Below are 18,586 nucleotides of genomic sequence, written 5' to 3'. Positions count from 1 at the left end.
GCATGCGCCGTGGCCGTCGCCTCGCGATCGACGTCGGGGACGCCCGTATCGGAGTCGCCTCGTGCGACCCCGACGGGATCCTCGCCACCCCGGTGGAGACGGTCCCCGGCCGCGATCTCCCCGCAGCTCACCGCCGGCTCCGGCAACTGGTCGAGGAGTACGAACCGATCGAGGTCGTGGTCGGACTCCCGCGCTCCCTCAAGGGGGGCGAGGGCCCGGCCGCCGTCAAGGTCCGCGGCTTCGCCCAGGAGCTCGCCCGGGGGATCGCCCCGGTCCCGGTCCGGCTCCTGGACGAGCGGATGACCACGGTGACGGCCAGTCAGGGACTCCGCGCTTCCGGCGTGAAGTCCAAAAAGGGCAGATCGGTCATCGACCAGGTGGCAGCCGTGATCATCCTGCAACAGGCCCTGGAATCCGAACGAGTGTCAGGTAAAGCACCCGGCGAGGGCGTCGAAGTGGTCATCTGATCGCGATACGGTAACGTTCCGCGCGATGTGGAGGTGTTCGAACAGCCACCGCACAAAGAGAGGCGGAACGGGAGCCGAGCCGAAAGCCGCGCGACCGCCGCCTCGCGGCTCTAGGGGATCGATGACTGAGTATGGCCGGGGCGAAGGCTCCGAACCGTGGCATCCGGAGGACCCGTTGTACGGGGACGGCGGATGGGGCGGACAGCAGGCCCACACGGGCCAGCAGTCCCCCTACGGCGGCCAGCCGCAGCACTATCCGGAGCAGCCGCAGCAGCCGCAGTACGACGATGGAGGCTGGGGCGACGGCCAGCAGGCCGCATACGGTCAGGCGCAGCAGCACTACCAGCAGCAGTACGGCGAGCAGCAGTACGGTGGTCAGCAGCAGGGCCAGCAGCAGTACGGCGAACAGCAGCACGGCCAACAGCAGCAAGGCCAGCAGCAGTACAACGGCCAGCAGTACGGTCAGCAGCCGTACGACCAGCAGCAGTACGCGCCCCAGCCCCAGCAGCAGTACGACAACGGCGCCTGGGGCACCGGCACGCACGCGCACGTCCAGTACACCGACCCGTCGGACCCGTACGGGCAGCAACAGGGCGTGGCCTACGGCGCGGAGCAGCAGCCCGACTTCTACGGCACTCCGGACGCCTACCCGCCGCCGGAGCCGCCCGCCCGCCGGGGCGCCGAGCCCGAACCGCAGCGGGCCGACTGGGATCCCGGCCCCGACCAGGGCGAACACGCCTTCTTCTCGGGCGCTGACGACGACGATGACGACTCGGACGACCCGGACGACTCCAAGGGCGGCCGCGGCGACCGCAAAGGCCGGGGCGGCAAGCCCAAGAAACGCCGCAGCGGGTGCGCCTGTCTGGTGGTCCTGCTGGTGTTCGGCGGAGGCCTGGGCGGGGTCGGCTACTTCGGGTACCAGTTCTACAAGGATCGTTTCGGCACGGCTCCGGACTACGCGGGGGACGGCACGAGCGAGATGGTGTCCGTCGTTGTCCCCAAGGGTGCCTTCGGATCGACGATCGGTCAGAAGCTCAAAGAAGCGGGGGTCGTCAAAAGCGTCGACGCCTTCGTCTCCGCGCAGTCGCAGAATCCCGACGGTGACAAGATCCAAGCGGGCGCCTACCTGCTGAAGAAGGAAATGTCAGCCGCGAGCGCCATCGAAATGATGCTCGACCCCAAGAGCCAGAACAATGTGCTGGTCAAGCCGGGCGAGCGCAATACCAGTGTCTACACGGCGATCGACAAGCAACTCGAATTGTCGTCCGGCACCACCAGGAAAGCCGCCGACAAGGGATACAAGAGCCTCGGTCTGCCGAGCTGGGCGAACAGCAACAGGGACATAAAGGACCCGCTGGAGGGGTTCCTCTACCCAGGCACCTATCCCGCGGCCAAGGGCATGAAGCCCGAGACGGTCCTCAAGGAGATGGTGAGCCAGGCCGCCGAGAAGTACGAGGCGCTCGACCTGACTGCCAAGGCCAAGGCGCTGAAGCTGGACAACCCGTTGCAGGTCATCACGGTCGCGAGTCTCGTCCAGGCGGAGGGCAAGACCGAGGACGACTACCGGAAGATGGCGGAGGTGGTCTACAACCGCCTCGATCTCGCCAACCCCGAGACCTATGGGCTGTTGCAGTTCGACTCGACCTTCAATTACCTGAAGAACGAGAGCAACATCAACATCAGTGAGTCGGAGATCAACAGCAACCAGGACCCGTACAACACGTACACGCAAAAGGGTCTGCCGCCGGGTCCGATCGGAAACCCGGGCGACGGTGCGATCAAGGCGACACTGAATCCGACGGATGACGGCTGGTACTACTTCGTGGCGACCGACGGTGTGAGCAAGACCGAGTTCGCCAAGACGCACGCCGCATTCCTCAAGCTCAAGGAAAAGTTCGATGCCAGCACGGGCAGCTGACGCCCGCCGGGCCGCGGTGCTCGGCAAGCCCATCGCCCACTCCCTCTCGCCGGTGCTGCACCGCGCCGCGTACAAGGAGCTGGGGCTCACCGACTGGTCGTACGACCGGTTCGAGCTCGACGAGGCCGCCCTGCCCGGGTTCTTCGCCCAGCTCGGTCCGGAGTGGGCCGGGCTCTCGGTGACCATGCCGCTGAAGCGGGCCGTCATCCCGCTGCTCGACGAGATCAGCGAGACGGCGGCCTCGGTGGACACGGTCAACACGGTGGTGTTCACCGAGGACGGCCGACGCGTCGGCGACAACACCGACATCCCCGGCATGGTCGCCGCCCTGCGCGAACACGGCATCGAGCAGGTCGACTCCGCCGCCATCCTGGGCGCCGGCGCCACGGCCTCCTCCGCGCTCGCCGCGCTGGCCCGGATCTGCACCGGCGAGGTCGTCGCCTACGTACGCAGCGAGGCACGCGCCGCCGAGATGCGGCAGTGGGGAGAGCGGCTGGACGTCGAGGTCCGCACGGCGGACTGGGCGGACGCCGGGCAGGCCCTGCACGCGCCGCTCGTCATCGCGACCACTCCGGCCGGTGCGACCGACGCGCTGTCCTCGGCGCTGCCGGAACGGCCCGCCACCCTTTTCGACGTCCTCTACGACCCGTGGCCCACGGAGCTCGCCGCCCGCTGGTCCGCGTACGGCGGGGCCGTCGTCAGCGGACTCGACCTGCTGGTGCATCAGGCGGTGTTGCAGGTCGAGCGGATGACGGGCCGCGCCCCGGCCCCCCTGGACGCCATGCGCAAGGCGGGCGAGCACGCGCTCGCGGCCCGCTAGGACCGCCAGGACCTGCGAGGACCCGCTGGTCAGGACCTGCGAGGACCCGCTGGTCAGGACCTGCGCGGACCCGCTCGGTCCCGGGGCCGGGACGGCCCGCTCTCGTCCGCCCTGTGGACCGGCGGCCTGCTCCCGCGCCCGGACGTGGGAGGATCGGGGGTGGCGGGCCAGGGCCGCGCACCTGGTCGGGCCGTCGCCGTACGCGAGGACGCGTGTACGAAGGGCAGTACCAGGGCGCGAGCATTGAGGAGCACCGTTGAGCAGGTTGCGCTGGCTGACCGCGGGGGAGTCCCACGGTCCCGCACTCGTCGCGACGCTGGAGGGACTTCCCGCCGGTGTGCCGATCACCACGGAGATGGTGGCGGACCACCTGGCCCGGCGCCGGCTGGGTTATGGACGCGGTGCCCGCATGAAGTTCGAGCGTGACGAGATCACGTTCATCGGCGGTGTGCGGCACGGTCTCACCCTGGGCTCGCCGGTCGCGATCATGGTGGGCAACACCGAGTGGCCGAAGTGGGAGCAGGTCATGGCGGCCGACCCCGTCGACCCTGAGATCCTTGCGGGCCTCGCCCGCAACGCCCCGCTGACCCGGCCGCGTCCCGGCCACGCCGACCTGGCAGGTATGCAGAAGTACGGCTTCGACGAGGCCCGGCCGATCCTGGAGCGAGCCTCCGCCCGGGAGACGGCGGCCCGGGTGGCGCTGGGCGCGGTGGCCCGGTCGTACCTGAAGGAGACGGCGGGCGTCGAGATCGTCTCGCACGTCGTCGAGCTGGCCGCCGCGAAGGCGCCCTACGGCGTGTACCCCAAGCCCTCGGACGTGGAGAGGCTGGACGCGGACCCGGTGCGCTGCCTGGACGCGGACGCGTCGAAGGCGATGGTCGCGGAGATCGACCAGGCCCACAAGGACGGCGACACCCTCGGCGGTGTGGTCGAGGTGCTGGCGTACGGCGTGCCGGTGGGCCTGGGCTCGCACGTGCACTGGGACCGCAGGCTGGACGCCAGGCTGGCGGCCGCCCTGATGGGCATCCAGGCGATCAAGGGTGTCGAGGTCGGCGACGGCTTCGACCTGGCGCGGGTGCCCGGCTCGCAGGCGCACGACGAGATCGTCGCCACCGACGAGGGCATCAGGCGGGCCACCGGCCGTTCCGGTGGCACCGAGGGCGGTCTGACCACCGGTGAGCTGCTGCGGGTGCGGGCCGCGATGAAGCCGATCGCGACCGTGCCGCGGGCACTGAAGACCGTGGATGTCGTCACCGGCGAGGCCACGCAGGCCCACCACCAGCGCTCGGACGTGTGCGCGGTGCCGGCCGCCGGCATCGTCGCGGAGGCGATGGTCGCGCTGGTCCTCGCGGACGCGGTCGCGGAGAAGTTCGGCGGCGACAGCGTGCCGGAGACCCGCCGCAACGTGCGGTCGTACCTCGACAACCTGCCGGTCCGATGAGCGCTGTGCCCGTGGTCGTCCTGGTCGGCCCGATGGGCGTCGGCAAGTCCACCGTCGGGCAGCTGCTCGCCGAGCGGCTCGGTGTCGGTTACCGCGACACCGACGACGACATCGTCTCCGAGCAGGGCCGGACCGTCGCCGAGATCTTCGTCGACGAGGGCGAGCCGGCCTTCCGCGCGATCGAGAAGCAGGCGGTGCGCGAGGCACTCGCCGACCACGACGGCGTCCTCGCGCTGGGCGGCGGCGCGATCCTGGACGAGGACACCCGCGCGCTGCTCGCCGGGCAGCGCGTCGTCTACCTCTCCATGGACGTCGAGGAGGCGGTCAAGCGCACCGGCCTGAACGCCGCCCGGCCGCTGCTCGCGGTGAATCCGCGCAAGCAGTGGCGCGAGCTGATGGAGGCGCGGCGGCACCTGTACGAGGCCATCGCCACCGCGGTCGTGTCCACGGACGGCCGCACGCCCGAAGAGGTCACCCAAGCCGCCCTGGACGCTTTGGAGTTGAAGGAAGCATGAGCGACGCAGTCACCCGGATCCAGGTCGGCGGCACCGCGGGCAGTGAGCCCTACGAGGTCCTGGTCGGCCGTCAACTCCTGGGCGAACTCGGCGCGTTGATCGGCGACAGGGCCAAGCGGGTCGCGATCGTCCACCCCGAGGCGCTGGCCGAGACCGGCGAGGCGCTCCGCTCCGACCTGACCGAGCAGGGCTTCGAAGCCGTCGCCATCCAGGTGCCCAACGCCGAGGAGGCCAAGACCGCGGAGGTCGCCTCCTACTGCTGGAAGGCGCTCGGCCAGTCCGGCTTCACCCGCACGGACGTCGTCGTCGGTGTCGGCGGCGGCGCGACCACGGACCTCGCCGGGTTCGTGGCCGCGACCTGGCTGCGCGGGGTGCGCTGGATCGCCATCCCCACCACCGTGCTGGCCATGGTGGACGCGGCCGTCGGAGGCAAGACCGGCATCAACACCGCCGAGGGCAAGAACCTCGTCGGCGCCTTCCACCCGCCGACGGGCGTGCTGTGCGACCTGGCCGCGCTCGACTCGCTCTCGGTCAACGACTACGTCTCCGGGCTCGCCGAGATCATCAAGGCCGGCTTCATCGCCGACCCGACGATCCTGGAACTCATCGAGTCCGACCCCGAGGCCGCGCGCACCCCGGCGGGCCCGCACACCGCGGAGCTCATCGAGCGGTCCATCCGGGTCAAGGCCGAGGTCGTCTCCTCCGACCTGAAGGAGTCGGGCCTCAGGGAGATCCTCAACTACGGCCACACGCTCGCGCACGCCATCGAGAAGAACGAGCGCTACAAGTGGCGCCACGGCGCGGCGGTCTCGGTCGGCATGCACTTCGCCGCCGAACTCGGCCGTCTCGCGGGCCGCTTGGACGACGCCACGGCCGACCGCCACCGCACGATCCTGGAAGCGGTCGGGCTGCCCCTGCACTACCGCTACGACCAGTGGCCCAAGTTGCTGGAGACCATGAAGGTCGACAAGAAGTCCCGCGGCGATCTGCTGCGCTTCATCGTCCTGGACGGCCTGGCCAAGCCCACCGTCCTGGAGGGCCCCGACCCGGCCGTCCTCCTCGCCGCGTACGGCGAAGTGGGCGAGTAGGTCCCGGGGCACCCTTTCGCCGATTCCCTTGCGGGATCGGGCACTTCGGACCGCTCCCGGCCGTTGCACCAAACGACGGCCGAGGGCGGTACCGTTCGGATGGGAGCCCCTTCCACGCCCTTTAGGCTGTGGGGGAGAGCGGGGCTCGCCCGCGCTGTCAGCACCCATTGCCTGTACGAGACGGAGTGGCACCGGATGCAGCACGCAGTGGGTTCTCCGCTGCCGCCCCACCAGCCGGGGCAAGGACCGGCCGTCGGCTGGTCGCCGGCCGCACACCATCCGGGGCCGCAGCACCCGGGCGCGCACCAGGGTTCCGCCCCCGGGCCACCACCACCCGCTCCCGGCTTCACCGGTGTCCCCTCGGCGCCGGTGCCGCCCGCGCCGCACCACGCCCCGGTCCCGCCGGCCCCGGACACCACCGGCCATCTGCCGCTGCCGTCCGGCGCCCCCGTCGCCATGCCGAGCGCGCCGCCCGCCCCGTCCGCCGCCGACCCGGCCGGCACGACCCTCGCGGTCCTGCTCATCGGCCCGGCCGGCGCCGGGAAGACGAGCGTCGCCAAGTACTGGGCGGACCACCGCCGGGTCCCCACCGCCCACATCAGCCTCGACGACGTACGCGAATGGGTCCGCTCGGGCTTCGCCGACCCGCAGTCCGGGTGGAACGACCACTCCGAGGCCCAGTACCGCCTCGCCCGCCGCACCTGCGGCTTCGCCGCCCGGAACTTCCTGGCCAACGGCATCTCGTGCATCCTCGACGACGCCGTCTTCCCCGACCGCCCGGTCGTCGGCCTCGGCGGCTGGAAGCGCCACGTGGGCCCGGGCCTGCTGCCGGTGGTCCTGTTGCCGGGACTGGAGATCGTCCTGGAGCGCAACGCCGAGCGCTCCGGAAACCGCCGCCTCACCGACGACGAGGTCGCCCGCATCCACGGCCGCATGGCGGGCTGGTACGGCTCGGGCCTCCCCATCATCGACAACTCCCAGCTGGACGTACCGCAGACGGCCCAGATCCTGGACGACGTACTGGCAAGGTCGATAGCAAGCCCACCGAGCTGGTGAACGCGGGGGACTGAGCCAACGCAAGGGGCGCGGGGCCGTATCGATGTGCGGCTCCGCCGCGTGGGCGCGATCAGCCCCCACCTCCCCGCACCCATGCAAACAGCGGGATCACGCACCCCGGTCCCCCGAACGGCACCCTCCCAACCAGCACAATCCGGGCACCCCTCCTACGCTCGTGTCATGTCAGAGGTCTACGCTGCCCGCCGAGCCCGCCTACGGGAACGCTGCCAAGCCAGCGGCAGCGCCTCCGCGCTGGTCTCCCGCCCCGCCAACGTCCGCTACCTCGCAGGCACCGCCCCGCGCGGCGCCGTCCTGCTGCTCGACAGGATCGAGGACCTGCTGCTGTGTCCCGGCCCGCCGGACGACCGCCCCGCGGAGGGCCGGCCCGACGAGGCGCTGCGCGTGCAGCGGCTGTCCAGCCCCGGCGGTGATCCCGCCGTCGCGGCGGCCGACCTCGCGGCCGCGCAGGGCGGCGAGTGCCTCGCCGTCGAGGAGCACCACCTGACCGTCGCCCGGCACCGCGCCATCCGCTCGGTCGTACCCCGGCTGCGCCTGGCCGACCTGGGCGGCGGGGTGGAGCAGCTGCGGCTGGTGAAGGACGAGGAGGAGATCTCCTGCCTCAGGATCGGCGCCGAGATCGCCGACCAGGCCCTCGGCGAACTGCTCGAATCCATCCTCGTCGGCCGTACCGAACGTCACCTCGCTCTCGAACTGGAACGCCGCCTCGTCGACCACGGCGCCGACGGCCCCGCCTTCGCGACCTCCGTCGCCACCGGCCCGAACTCCGGCAGACCCGGCCATCGCCCCACCGATCGCAGAGTCGAGGAGGGCGACTTCCTCTCCGTCTGTCTCGGAGCGACCTATCGCGGCTACCGGTGCGAGATCGGCCGCACCTTCGTCATCGGCACGTCCCCGGCGGACTGGCAGATCGAGCTGTACGACCTCGTTTTCGCCGCTCAGCGCGCCGGCCGGGAGAGCCTCGTCCCGGGCGCCGCCTACCGCGACGTGGACCGTGCCGCACGTCAGGTGCTCGATTCCGCGGGGTACGCGGAAGGCCTTCCGGCGCTGACGGGGCACGGTGTGGGACTCGAAATCGACGAGGACCCGCAGCTGGCCCCCGCGGCCATGGGTAAACTGGACGCTTGCGTGCCGGTCACCGTCGAACCGGGGGTTCACCTCCCGGGCCGGGGCGGTGTCAGGATCGATGACACGCTCGTCGTCCGCCCCGAGGCGGACGGCGGCCCAGAGCTACTCACCATCACGACCAAGGAGCTGCTCGCCCTTTAGCCAGGTGCGTGCGCCGGGGTCGTCCACGTCAGTCCAGGAGATTCCGCAACCGTGGCTTCCACGAACGACCTCAAGAACGGCCTGGTGCTCAAGCTCGACGGAGGCCAGCTGTGGTCCGTCGTCGAGTTCCAGCACGTCAAGCCCGGCAAGGGCCCGGCCTTCGTGCGCACCAAGCTGAAGAACGTGCTTTCCGGCAAGGTCGTCGACAAGACGTTCAACGCCGGCGTCAAGGTCGAGACGGCCACGATCGACAAGCGCGACATGCAGTTCTCGTACATGGACGGCGAGTACTTCGTCTTCATGGACATGGAGACCTACGACCAGCTCATGGTCGACCGCAAGGCTGTCGGCGACGCCGCCAACTTCCTGATCGAGGGCTTCACCGCCACCGTGGCGCAGCACGAGGGCGAGGTGCTCTTCGTCGAGCTGCCCGCCGCCGTCGAGCTCGTCATCCAGGAGACCGAGCCGGGTGTCCAGGGCGACCGTTCCACCGGTGGCACCAAGCCCGCCATCCTGGAGACCGGTCACCAGATCAACGTCCCGCTCTTCATCACCACCGGTGAGAAGATCAAGGTCGACACCCGCACGAGCGACTACCTCGGCCGGGTGAACAGCTAACCGTGGCTGCCCGCAACACGGCCCGCAAGCGCGCCTTCCAGATCCTCTTCGAGGGCGACCAGCGCGACGCGGACGTCCTGACCGTCCTCGCGGACTGGATCCGGCTCTCCCGGGGCGACACCCGGCAGCCGCCGGTGAGCGAGTACACGATGCAGCTGGTCGAGGGGTACGCGAAGCACGCGACGCGCATCGACGAGCTGATCGCCCAGTACTCGGTCGGCTGGACGCTCGACCGGATGCCCGTCGTCGACCGCAACATCCTGCGCCTCGGCGCCTACGAACTGATCTGGGCGGACGAGACGCCGGACGCGGTCGTGCTCGACGAGATGGTGCAGCTGGCGAAGGAGTTCTCCACGGACGAGTCGCCCTCGTTCGTGAACGGCCTGCTCGGCCGGTTCAAGGACCTCAAGCCCTCGCTGCGCCGCGACGAGGCGTAGACGAGGCCCACGAAAGACCTGGCGCCAGAGGTACGCATTGCCAGAGGGCCCACAGCAGTGATGCTGTGGGCCCTCTGGCGTTCCCTGGCGGCTCTCGCGGCGTTCCCGTGCCCCGGGGCATCCTGAGGCCCGCAGAAAGCCGCCGGGGTGGCCGGAACCGTGAAGTTCCGGCCACCCCGGCGGTACGTTTCTGCTCAGATGAGAAGCGGCTCAGCTGTCCTCGTGGGAGGCCACCGCGCGGCGCGCGTCCGCGTCCAGGACGCCCCAGCTGATCAGCTGTTCGGTGAGGACCGAGGGCGACTGGTCGTAGATGACGGCGAGTGTGCGCAGGTCGTCCTGGCGGATCGAGAGCACCTTGCCGTTGTAGTCACCGCGCTGGGACTGGATCGTGGCGGCATACCGCTGCAGCGGGCCCGCCTTCTCGGCCGGCACGTGGGCCAGCCGCTCCAGGTCCAGGACCAGCTTCGGCGGCGGCTCGGCGGCCCCGCCCGGAGTGGTGCCCGGCAGCAGCTCCTGCACCGGAACGCCGTAGAAATCCGCCAGCTCGGCGAGTCGCTGCACGGTCACGGCGCGGTCGCCACGCTCGTACGAACCGACCACGACGGCCTTCCAACGCCCCTGGGACTTCTCCTCGACACCGTGGAGGGAAAGGCCCTGCTGGGTGCGGATGGCCCGGAGCTTGGCCCCGAGCTGTTTGGCGTATTCGCTGGACATATAGCTCCCCGGACACTGTGTCGACGCGGCTGGGTCTGTTCCGTGCCGCGCGGCTGGTAACTCACTGTGAGGTTACGCAGCGTTACTCTGCCGCGTCAAGCCGAATGGTCCGCACCGGCTTTTCCGTGGTATCGGTGACCGGTTGGGCCAGGGGGGTGATCCGGGGCGCCGTCCGGGCCTGCTACCGTGGATGGCGCAAATCCGACGTCCTTTAAGGTCCGTCCCGTGAGGCGGAGAAGGAGGTCCGTTTTCTATGGACACTCAAGCGTCCGATGCAAGGCCAGTTCTCGAAGGCCCTGACATTGCGCGGGTACTGACCCGCATCGCCCACGAGATCGTCGAGCGCGCCAAGGGCGCCGACGACGTGGTGCTCCTCGGCATTCCGACCCGGGGCGTCTTCCTCGCCCAGCGGCTCGCCGCCAAGCTCGAAGAGATCACCGACCGCAAGATCCCGGTCGGCTCCCTCGACATCACCATGTACCGCGACGACCTGCGCATGCACCCGCCGCGTGCGCTGGCCCGCACCGACATCCCCGGTGACGGCATCGACGGCAGGCTGGTCGTCCTCGTCGACGACGTGCTCTTCTCCGGCCGCACCATCCGAGCCGCCCTCGACGCCCTGAACGACATCGGGCGCCCCCGCGCGGTCCAGCTCGCGGTCCTCGTCGACAGAGGCCACCGCGAACTGCCCATCCGCGCCGACTACGTCGGCAAGAACCTCCCCACGTCGCTGCGGGAGACGGTCAAGGTCCAGCTCGCCGAGGAGGACGGTCGCGACACCGTGCTGCTCGGTGTGAAGGCCTCCCCGACGCGCGAGCAGTAGCAGCACTCGGTCGTACGTCCCCGAGTGCGCCCCCGCACGCCCGCGCGCGAAATCTCCCGACCTGAACTGCCTTACGGAGCCTGACAGATGCAGCGTCATCTCATCTCGGCCGCCGACCTCACCCGCGACGACGCCGTCCTGATCCTCGACACCGCCGAGGAGATGGCCCGGGTCGCCGACCGGCCGATCAAGAAACTGCCGACCCTGCGCGGCCGTACCGTCGTCAACCTCTTCTTCGAGGACTCCACCCGGACCCGGATCTCCTTCGAGGCCGCCGAGAAGCGCCTGTCCGCGGACGTCATCAACTTCTCCGCCAAGGGGTCGAGCGTGTCCAAGGGCGAGTCCCTGAAGGACACCGCCCAGACCCTCGAAGCCATGGGCGTGGACGCCGTCGTCATCCGGCACGGTGCCTCCGGAGCGCCGTACCGCCTGGCCAACTCCGGCTGGATCGACGCGGCCGTCATCAACGCCGGCGACGGCACCCACCAGCACCCCACCCAGGCGCTGCTCGACGCCTTCACCATGCGCCGCCGGCTCGTCGGCCGGGACGCCGGGCTCGGGCAGGACCTCGACGGCAAGCGGATCACGATCGTCGGCGACGTCCTGCACAGCCGGGTCGCCCGCTCCAACGTGGACCTGCTGCACACCCTCGGCGCCGAGGTCACCCTCGTCGCCCCGCCCACCCTGGTGCCGGTCGGCGTCGAGACCTGGCCCTGCGAGATCTCGTACGACCTGGACAGCACGCTTCCCAAGTCCGACGCGGTGATGATGCTGCGCGTCCAGCGGGAGCGCATGAACGCGGCGTTCTTCCCGACCGAGCGCGAGTACGCGCGGCGCTACGGCCTCGACGGCGAGCGCATGGCGAGGATGCCCGAGCACGCCATCGTGATGCACCCCGGTCCGATGGTCCGCGGCATGGAGATCACTGCCGAGGTCGCCGACTCCGAGCGCTGCACCGTCGTCGAGCAGGTCGCGAACGGGGTCTCCATCCGGATGGCCGTTCTCTACCTGCTTCTGGGCGGCAACGAACCCGCCGTCAGCCACACGCGTACCGAGGAGAAGTAAGTCACATGAGCAAGATCCTGATCCGTGGTGCGAAGGTGCTCGGCGGCGAGCCGCAGGACGTTTTGATCGACGGCGCGACCATCGCCGAGGTGGGCGTCGGTCTGTCGGCCGAGGGCGCGGAGGTCGTCGAGGCCGGCGGCAAGGTGCTCCTGCCGGGTCTCGTGGACCTGCACACCCATCTGCGCGAGCCCGGCCGCGAGGACTCCGAGACCGTGCTGACCGGCACGCGCGCGGCCGCCTCCGGCGGCTACACCGCCGTCTTCGCGATGGCCAACACCTTCCCGGTCGCCGACACGGCCGGAGTGGTCGAGCAGGTCTACCGGCTCGGACAGCAGCACGGCTACTGCGACGTCCAGCCCATCGGTGCGGTCACCGTCGGCCTGGAGGGCAAGAAGCTGGCCGAGCTGGGCGCCATGCACGAGTCGGCCGCCGGCGTCACCGTCTTCTCCGACGACGGCAAGTGCGTCGACGACGCCGTGATGATGCGCCGGGCGCTGGAGTACGTGAAGGCCTTCGGCGGGGTCGTCGCCCAGCACGCGCAGGAGCCGCGGCTGACCGAGGGCGCCCAGATGAACGAGGGCGTCGTCTCCGCCGAGCTGGGGCTCGGGGGCTGGCCCGCGGTGGCCGAGGAATCGATCATCGCCCGGGATGTCCTGCTCGCCGAGCACGTCGGTTCCCGCGTCCACATCTGCCACCTGTCGACCGCCGGCTCGGTGGAGATCGTGCGCTGGGCCAAGTCCCGCGGCATCGACGTCACCGCCGAGGTCACCCCGCACCACCTCCTCCTCACCGACGAGCTGGTACGGACGTACAACCCGGTCTTCAAGGTCAACCCGCCGCTGCGCACCGAGCGGGACGTGCTCGCCCTGCGCGAGGCGCTCGCCGACGGCACGATCGACATCGTGGCCACCGACCACGCCCCGCACCCGCACGAGGACAAGGACTGCGAGTGGGCCGCGGCCGCCATGGGCATGGTCGGCCTGGAGACCGCGCTGTCGGTGGTCCAGGAGACGATGGTCGACACCGGACTGCTCGACTGGACGCAGGTCGCCGACCGGATGTCCTTCGCGCCGGCCCGGATCGGGCAGGCCAAGGGCCACGGCCGTCCCGTCTCGGCAGGTGAGCCCGCCAACCTCGCTCTCGTCGACACGGAATACCGTGGCTCCGTGGACCCCGCGGGCTTCGCCTCGCGCAGCCGCAACACGCCCTACGAGGGTCGCGAGCTGCCGGGCCGTGTCACGCACACCTGGCTCCGGGGCAAGGCCACGCTCGTCGACGGGAAGCTCACGTGACACCTGACATTCTGCTGGCCGCCGAGAAGGAATCGGCTCAGGTCACCGACTGGGCCGCCCGCATCGGCTGGCTCGTCGGCCTCGCCCTCTTCGTCGCGCTCGTCTACTGGCTGATGCGCGAGGGCTGGAAGTGGCGCGGCACGCTCCAGGGCGACCTGCCCGAGCTGCCCACCGCGCCGCCGGAGCCCGGTGCGGTGAGACTGACGATGAGTGGCCGCTATCACGGCTCCACCACCGCCGGGCACTGGCTCGACCGCATCGTGGCGCACGGCCTGGGCACCCGCAGCCGGGTCGAGCTCACGCTGACGGACGCGGGACTGGACGTCGTACGCCCAGGAGCGACGGACTTCTTCGTCCCTCTCGAGGCGCTGCGCGAGGCCCGGCTCGACAAGGGCATCGCCGGCAAGGTGCTGACCGAGGGCGGACTGCTCGTGGTGACCTGGGCGCACGGCGAGAGGCTGCTCGACTCCGGGTTCCGCTCCGAGCGCGCGGCCGAGCACAACGAGTGGGTCGCCGTCATTAACTCCATGATCAAAACAACCACCAGGGAAGGCGCCGAACGATGACGACCTCCACCAAGGGAATCGCTTCCGACACGAAGGCGCCTCCCGCCGTACTCGTCCTGGAGGACGGCCGCATCTTCCGCGGCCGTGCCTACGGGGCCGTGGGGGTGACCTTCGGCGAGGCCGTGTTCTCCACCGGGATGACCGGCTACCAGGAGACGCTCACCGACCCGTCGTACCACCGCCAGGTCGTCGTGATGACCGCCCCGCACGTGGGGAACACCGGCGTCAACGACGAGGACCCCGAGTCGAAGCAGATCTGGGTCGCCGGATACGTCGTGCGCGACCCCGCGCGCGTGCCGTCCAACTGGCGTTCCCGCCGTTCGCTCGACGACGAGCTGCGCCGGCAGGGTGTCGTCGGCATCTCCGGTATCGACACCCGCGCGCTGACCCGCCACCTGCGCGAGCGCGGCGCCATGCGCGTCGGCATCTTCTCCGGCCAGGCGCTGCCCGACGAGGGCACCATGCTCACCGAGGTGCGCCAGGCCCCCGAGATGAAGGGCGCGAACCTCTCAGCGGAGGTCGCCACCAAGGAGACGTACGTCGTCCCGGCGATCGGCGAGAAGAAGTTCACCGTCGCCGCGGTCGACCTCGGCATCAAGGGCATGACCCCGCACCGGATGGCCGAGCGCGGCATAGAGGTGCACGTGCTGCCGGCCACGGCGTCCGTCGAGGACGTGTACGCGGCCGGCCCGGACGGAGTGTTCTTCTCCAACGGGCCCGGCGACCCGGCCACCGCCGACCACCCGGTCGCGCTGATGCAGGCGGTGCTGGAGCGCGGGACCCCGCTCTTCGGCATCTGCTTCGGCAACCAGATCCTGGGCCGTGCGCTGGGCTTCGGCACGTACAAGCTGAAGTACGGTCACCGCGGCATCAACCAGCCGGTGCAGGACCGTTCCACCGGCAAGGTCGAGGTCACCGCGCACAACCACGGCTTCGCCGTCGACGCCCCCCTCGACCAGGTGTCCGAGACCCCCTTCGGCCGCGCCGAGGTCTCCCACGTCTGCCTCAACGACAACGTGGTGGAGGGGCTGCAGCTCCTCGACCGCCCCGCCTTCAGCGTCCAGTACCACCCCGAAGCGGCAGCCGGCCCGCACGACGCCGCCTACCTGTTCGACCGCTTCGTATCCCTGATGGAGGGCCAGCGTGCCTAAGCGCTCCGATATCCAGTCCGTCCTGGTCATCGGCTCCGGCCCGATCGTCATCGGCCAGGCCGCCGAGTTCGACTACTCCGGCACCCAGGCGTGCCGCGTCCTCAAGGCCGAGGGCCTGCGCGTCATCCTGGTCAACTCCAACCCGGCGACGATCATGACCGACCCGGAGATCGCCGACGCCACCTACGTCGAGCCGATCACCCCGGAGTTCGTCGAGAAGATCATCGCCAAGGAGCGCCCCGACGCGCTGCTGCCCACCCTGGGCGGTCAGACGGCCCTCAACACCGCCATCTCCATGCACGAGCAGGGTGTGCTGGAGAAGTACGGTGTCGAGCTGATCGGCGCCAACGTCGAAGCCATCAACAAGGGCGAGGACCGCGACCTCTTCAAGGACGTCGTCGAGGCCGTCCGCGAGAAGATCGGGCACGGCGAGTCCGCCCGTTCCTACATCTGCCACTCGATGGACGACGTCCTGAAGGGGGTCGAGCAGCTCGGCGGCTACCCGGTCGTCGTCCGCCCCTCCTTCACCATGGGCGGCGCCGGTTCCGGCTTCGCGCACGACGAGGAGGAGCTGCGCCGGATCGCCGGCCAGGGCCTCACGCTGTCTCCCACCACCGAGGTGCTCCTGGAGGAGTCCATCCTCGGCTGGAAGGAGTACGAGCTGGAGCTCATGCGCGACAAGAACGACAACGTCGTGGTCGTCTGCTCCATCGAGAACTTCGACCCGATGGGCGTCCACACCGGCGACTCGATCACCGTCGCCCCCGCGATGACACTGACCGACCGCGAGTACCAGCGCCTGCGTGACATCGGCATCGCGATCATCCGCGAGGTCGGCGTCGACACCGGCGGCTGCAACATCCAGTTCGCGGTAGACCCGGTCGACGGCCGCATCATCGTCATCGAGATGAACCCGCGCGTCTCGCGCTCCTCGGCCCTCGCCTCCAAGGCCACCGGCTTCCCGATCGCCAAGATCGCCGCCAAGCTGGCCGTCGGCTACACGCTCGACGAGATCCCGAACGACATCACGGAGAAGACCCCGGCCTCCTTCGAGCCGACCCTCGACTACGTGGTCGTCAAGGCCCCGCGGTTCGCCTTCGAGAAGTTCCCCTCGGCCGACTCGACGCTGACCACGACCATGAAGTCGGTCGGCGAGGCGATGGCCATCGGCCGCAACTTCACCGAGGCCTTCCAGAAGGCGCTGCGCTCGCTGGAGAAGAAGGGCTCGCAGTTCACCTTCGTCGGCGAGACGGGCGACAAGAAGGAGCTCCTGGAAGCCTCGGTCCGCCCCACCGACGGCCGGATCAACACCGTCATGCAGGCGATCCGCGCCGGCGCCACGCCGGAGGAGATCTTCGAGCACACGAAGATCGACCCCTGGTTCGTGGACCAGCTCTTCCTGATCAAGGAGGTGGCGGACGAACTCGCCGCCGCCGAGCGCCTGGACGCCGAACTGCTCGGCGAGGCCAAGCGGCACGGCTTCTCCGACCAGCAGATCGGCGAGATCCGGGGGCTGCGCGAGGACGTCGTGCGCGAGGTGCGGCACGCGCTGGGCGTGCGCCCGGTGTACAAGACGGTGGACACCTGCGCCGCCGAGTTCGCCGCGAAGACGCCGTACTTCTACTCCTCCTACGACGAGGAGACCGAGGTCGCGCCCCGCGAGAAGCCCGCGGTGATCATCCTGGGCTCCGGCCCCAACCGCATCGGCCAGGGCATCGAGTTCGACTACTCCTGCGTCCACGCCTCCTTCGCACTGAGCGACGCCGGCTTCGAGACGGTGATGGTCAACTGCAACCCGGAGACCGTCTCCACGGACTACGACACCTCCGACCGCCTGTACTTCGAGCCGCTGACGCTGGAAGACGTGCTGGAGATCGTCCACGCGGAGGCGCAGGCCGGCCCGATCGCGGGCGTGATCGTGCAGCTCGGCGGCCAGACCCCGCTGGGTCTGGCGCAGGCCCTGAAGGACAACGGCGTACCGGTGGTGGGCACCCCGCCCGAGGCGATCCACGCCGCCGAGGACCGCGGCGCCTTCGGCCAGGTCCTCGCGGAGGCCGGTCTGCCGGCCCCGAAGCACGGCACCGCAACCACCTTCGCGGGCGCCAAGGCCATCGCCGACGAGATCGGCTACCCCGTCCTGGTGCGGCCGTCGTACGTCCTCGGCGGGCGCGGCATGGAGATCGTCTACGACGAGACACGCCTGGAGTCGTACATCGCCGAGTCCACCGAGATCAGCCCCTCCCGGCCGGTCCTGGTCGACCGCTTCCTCGACGACGCGATCGAGATCGACGTCGACGCCCTGTACGACGGCGAGGAGCTCTACCTCGGCGGTGTCATGGAACACATCGAGGAGGCCGGCATCCACTCCGGCGACTCGGCGTGCGCGCTGCCGCCGATCACGCTCGGCGGCTTCGACATCAAGCGCCTGCGCGCCTCCACCGAGGCCATCGCGCGTGGCGTCGGGGTGCGCGGACTGATCAACATCCAGTTCGCGATGGCCGGCGACATCCTGTACGTCCTCGAAGCCAACCCGCGTGCCTCCCGCACCGTCCCCTTCACCTCGAAGGCGACCGCGGTCCCGCTGGCGAAGGCAGCCGCCAGGATCTCCCTGGGCGCGACCGTCGCCGAACTGCGCGCGGAGGGGCTGCTCCCGGCGACCGGTGACGGCGGCGAACTCCCGCTCGACGCGCCGATCTCCGTCAAGGAGGCCGTCATGCCGTGGTCGCGCTTCCGCGACATCCACGGGCGGGGCGTGGACACGGTCCTCGGCCCGGAGATGCGCTCCACCGGCGAGGTCATGGGCATCGACTCCGTCTTCGGCACGGCGTACGCCAAGTCGCAGGCCGGCGCCTACGGTCCGCTGCCGACCAAGGGCCGCGCCTTCATCTCGGTCGCCAACCGCGACAAGCGCTCGATGATCTTCCCGGCGCGCGAACTGGTCGCCCACGGCTTCGAGCTGCTCGCCACCTCCGGCACGGCCGAGGTCCTCAAGCGCAACGGCATCAACGCCAAGGTCGTACGCAAGCAGTCCGAGGGCACCGGCCCGAACGGCGAGAAGACCATCGTCCAGCTCATCCACGACGGCGAGGTCGACCTCATCGTCAACACCCCGTACGGCACCGGCGGCCGCCTCGACGGCTACGAGATCCGTACGGCGGCCGTGGCGCGGTCCGTGCCGTGTCTGACGACCGTCCAGGCGCTCGCGGCGGCCGTCCAGGGCATCGACGCACTCAACCACGGAGACGTCGGCGTCCGTTCGCTCCAGGAACATGCGCGACACCTGATCGCGGCCCGCGACTAGCAGCCCTGAGGGGGACACCGGAAGGTG

At 70.1% G+C, this 18,586-nt stretch carries 17 protein-coding genes; 16 read left to right on the top strand and 1 reads right to left on the bottom strand.

Annotated features, from left to right (window positions below; genetic code table 11):
- Positions 1 to 2: 2 nt before the first annotated feature.
- From ruvX to nusB, 10 genes are all read left to right on the top strand, one after another.
- Positions 3 to 467, top strand: coding sequence for a Holliday junction resolvase RuvX (gene ruvX / locus ACWBNA_RS15405; protein ID WP_482704974.1), 465 nt, complete (start codon positions 3 to 5; stop codon positions 465 to 467).
- A gap of 121 nt (positions 468 to 588) precedes the next feature.
- The gene (gene mltG / locus ACWBNA_RS15400) at positions 589 to 2,385 is read left to right on the top strand and encodes an endolytic transglycosylase MltG (RefSeq protein WP_482704895.1); all 1,797 of its coding nucleotides are present in this window, start codon (positions 589 to 591) and stop codon (positions 2,383 to 2,385) included.
- Positions 2,366 to 3,205, top strand: a complete 840-nt coding sequence (locus ACWBNA_RS15395; protein WP_482704894.1) for a shikimate dehydrogenase — start codon at positions 2,366 to 2,368, stop codon at positions 3,203 to 3,205. Before mltG ends, ACWBNA_RS15395 begins: the two co-directional genes overlap by 20 nt.
- A 256-nt stretch (positions 3,206 to 3,461) precedes the next feature.
- Positions 3,462 to 4,646 carry a chorismate synthase gene (aroC, locus tag ACWBNA_RS15390; RefSeq protein ID WP_482704893.1) on the top strand — a complete coding sequence of 395 codons (1,185 nt, stop codon included), beginning with the start codon at positions 3,462 to 3,464 and terminating at the stop codon, positions 4,644 to 4,646.
- On the top strand, positions 4,643 to 5,161 hold the full coding sequence (locus tag ACWBNA_RS15385) for a shikimate kinase (protein ID WP_482704892.1): 519 nt from the start codon (positions 4,643 to 4,645) through the stop codon (positions 5,159 to 5,161). Before aroC ends, ACWBNA_RS15385 begins: the two co-directional genes overlap by 4 nt.
- The gene (aroB, locus tag ACWBNA_RS15380; RefSeq protein ID WP_482704891.1) at positions 5,158 to 6,249 is read left to right on the top strand and encodes a 3-dehydroquinate synthase; all 1,092 of its coding nucleotides are present in this window, start codon (positions 5,158 to 5,160) and stop codon (positions 6,247 to 6,249) included. The genes ACWBNA_RS15385 and aroB overlap by 4 nt, the downstream gene beginning before the upstream one ends.
- Positions 6,250 to 6,444: 195 nt before the next feature.
- Positions 6,445 to 7,305, top strand: coding sequence for a Pro-rich N-terminal domain-containing protein (locus ACWBNA_RS15375; RefSeq protein ID WP_482704890.1), 861 nt, complete (start codon positions 6,445 to 6,447; stop codon positions 7,303 to 7,305).
- A gap of 180 nt (positions 7,306 to 7,485) precedes the next feature.
- Entirely contained in the window at positions 7,486 to 8,592 is a 1,107-nt protein-coding gene (locus ACWBNA_RS15370; protein WP_482704889.1) for an aminopeptidase P family protein, read from the top strand.
- 51 nt (positions 8,593 to 8,643) lie between these two features.
- A complete protein-coding gene (gene efp / locus ACWBNA_RS15365) occupies positions 8,644 to 9,210 on the top strand; it encodes an elongation factor P (protein ID WP_030038547.1) in 567 nt (188 codons plus the stop codon).
- A 2-nt stretch (positions 9,211 to 9,212) separates the two neighbouring features.
- Positions 9,213 to 9,647, top strand: coding sequence for a transcription antitermination factor NusB (nusB, locus tag ACWBNA_RS15360; RefSeq protein ID WP_482704888.1), 435 nt, complete (start codon positions 9,213 to 9,215; stop codon positions 9,645 to 9,647).
- 210 nt (positions 9,648 to 9,857) lie between these two features.
- Here the strand turns inward: nusB and bldD are convergent, their stop codons facing one another.
- The gene (gene bldD, locus ACWBNA_RS15355; RefSeq protein ID WP_217239608.1) at positions 9,858 to 10,361 is read right to left on the bottom strand and encodes a transcriptional regulator BldD; all 504 of its coding nucleotides are present in this window, start codon (positions 10,359 to 10,361) and stop codon (positions 9,858 to 9,860) included.
- Between the two features lie 253 nt (positions 10,362 to 10,614).
- Between bldD and pyrR the strand changes: the two genes are divergently transcribed.
- The 6 genes from pyrR to carB all read left to right on the top strand — a co-directional run bounded on the left by pyrR (position 10,615) and on the right by carB (position 18,559).
- Positions 10,615 to 11,184: a bifunctional pyr operon transcriptional regulator/uracil phosphoribosyltransferase PyrR gene (gene pyrR / locus ACWBNA_RS15350; RefSeq protein WP_482704887.1), complete on the top strand. Its 570-nt coding sequence runs from the start codon at positions 10,615 to 10,617 to the stop codon at positions 11,182 to 11,184.
- A gap of 87 nt (positions 11,185 to 11,271) precedes the next feature.
- On the top strand, positions 11,272 to 12,249 hold the full coding sequence (locus tag ACWBNA_RS15345) for an aspartate carbamoyltransferase catalytic subunit (RefSeq protein ID WP_482704886.1): 978 nt from the start codon (positions 11,272 to 11,274) through the stop codon (positions 12,247 to 12,249).
- 5 nt (positions 12,250 to 12,254) lie between these two features.
- The gene (locus tag ACWBNA_RS15340) at positions 12,255 to 13,541 is read left to right on the top strand and encodes a dihydroorotase (protein WP_482704885.1); all 1,287 of its coding nucleotides are present in this window, start codon (positions 12,255 to 12,257) and stop codon (positions 13,539 to 13,541) included.
- Complete coding sequence (locus ACWBNA_RS15335; RefSeq protein ID WP_482704884.1) at positions 13,538 to 14,107, top strand: PH-like domain-containing protein; 570 nt, start codon at positions 13,538 to 13,540, stop codon at positions 14,105 to 14,107. The genes ACWBNA_RS15340 and ACWBNA_RS15335 overlap by 4 nt, the downstream gene beginning before the upstream one ends.
- Positions 14,104 to 15,258 carry a glutamine-hydrolyzing carbamoyl-phosphate synthase small subunit gene (gene carA / locus ACWBNA_RS15330; protein ID WP_482704883.1) on the top strand — a complete coding sequence of 385 codons (1,155 nt, stop codon included), beginning with the start codon at positions 14,104 to 14,106 and terminating at the stop codon, positions 15,256 to 15,258. The genes ACWBNA_RS15335 and carA overlap by 4 nt, the downstream gene beginning before the upstream one ends.
- Positions 15,251 to 18,559 (top strand): carbamoyl-phosphate synthase large subunit, encoded by a 3,309-nt coding sequence (gene carB, locus ACWBNA_RS15325; RefSeq protein WP_482704882.1) that lies wholly within the window; start codon positions 15,251 to 15,253, stop codon positions 18,557 to 18,559. The genes carA and carB overlap by 8 nt, the downstream gene beginning before the upstream one ends.
- Positions 18,560 to 18,586 lie beyond the last annotated feature (27 nt).

It is taken from the genome of Streptomyces sp. Q2 (genome assembly GCF_056820935.1).
Note: the sequence above shows the minus strand (reverse complement) of the source record. Positions and strands in the feature narration are given on the sequence as shown.

What these genes read in the sequence shown, in the direction of transcription:
- ruvX (WP_482704974.1), top strand. Translation starts at nt 3, where the DNA reads ATGCGCCGTGGCCGTCGCCTCGCGATCGACGTCGGGGACGCCCGTATC.
- mltG (WP_482704895.1), top strand. Translation starts at nt 589, where the DNA reads ATGACTGAGTATGGCCGGGGCGAAGGCTCCGAACCGTGGCATCCGGAG.
- ACWBNA_RS15395 (WP_482704894.1), top strand. Translation starts at nt 2,366, where the DNA reads ATGCCAGCACGGGCAGCTGACGCCCGCCGGGCCGCGGTGCTCGGCAAG.
- ACWBNA_RS15385 (WP_482704892.1), top strand. Translation starts at nt 4,643, where the DNA reads ATGAGCGCTGTGCCCGTGGTCGTCCTGGTCGGCCCGATGGGCGTCGGC.
- aroB (WP_482704891.1), top strand. Translation starts at nt 5,158, where the DNA reads ATGAGCGACGCAGTCACCCGGATCCAGGTCGGCGGCACCGCGGGCAGT.
- ACWBNA_RS15375 (WP_482704890.1), top strand. Translation starts at nt 6,445, where the DNA reads ATGCAGCACGCAGTGGGTTCTCCGCTGCCGCCCCACCAGCCGGGGCAA.
- ACWBNA_RS15370 (WP_482704889.1), top strand. Translation starts at nt 7,486, where the DNA reads ATGTCAGAGGTCTACGCTGCCCGCCGAGCCCGCCTACGGGAACGCTGC.
- bldD (WP_217239608.1), bottom strand. Translation starts at nt 10,361, where the DNA reads ATGTCCAGCGAATACGCCAAACAGCTCGGGGCCAAGCTCCGGGCCATC.
- pyrR (WP_482704887.1), top strand. Translation starts at nt 10,615, where the DNA reads ATGGACACTCAAGCGTCCGATGCAAGGCCAGTTCTCGAAGGCCCTGAC.
- ACWBNA_RS15345 (WP_482704886.1), top strand. Translation starts at nt 11,272, where the DNA reads ATGCAGCGTCATCTCATCTCGGCCGCCGACCTCACCCGCGACGACGCC.
- ACWBNA_RS15340 (WP_482704885.1), top strand. Translation starts at nt 12,255, where the DNA reads ATGAGCAAGATCCTGATCCGTGGTGCGAAGGTGCTCGGCGGCGAGCCG.
- carA (WP_482704883.1), top strand. Translation starts at nt 14,104, where the DNA reads ATGACGACCTCCACCAAGGGAATCGCTTCCGACACGAAGGCGCCTCCC.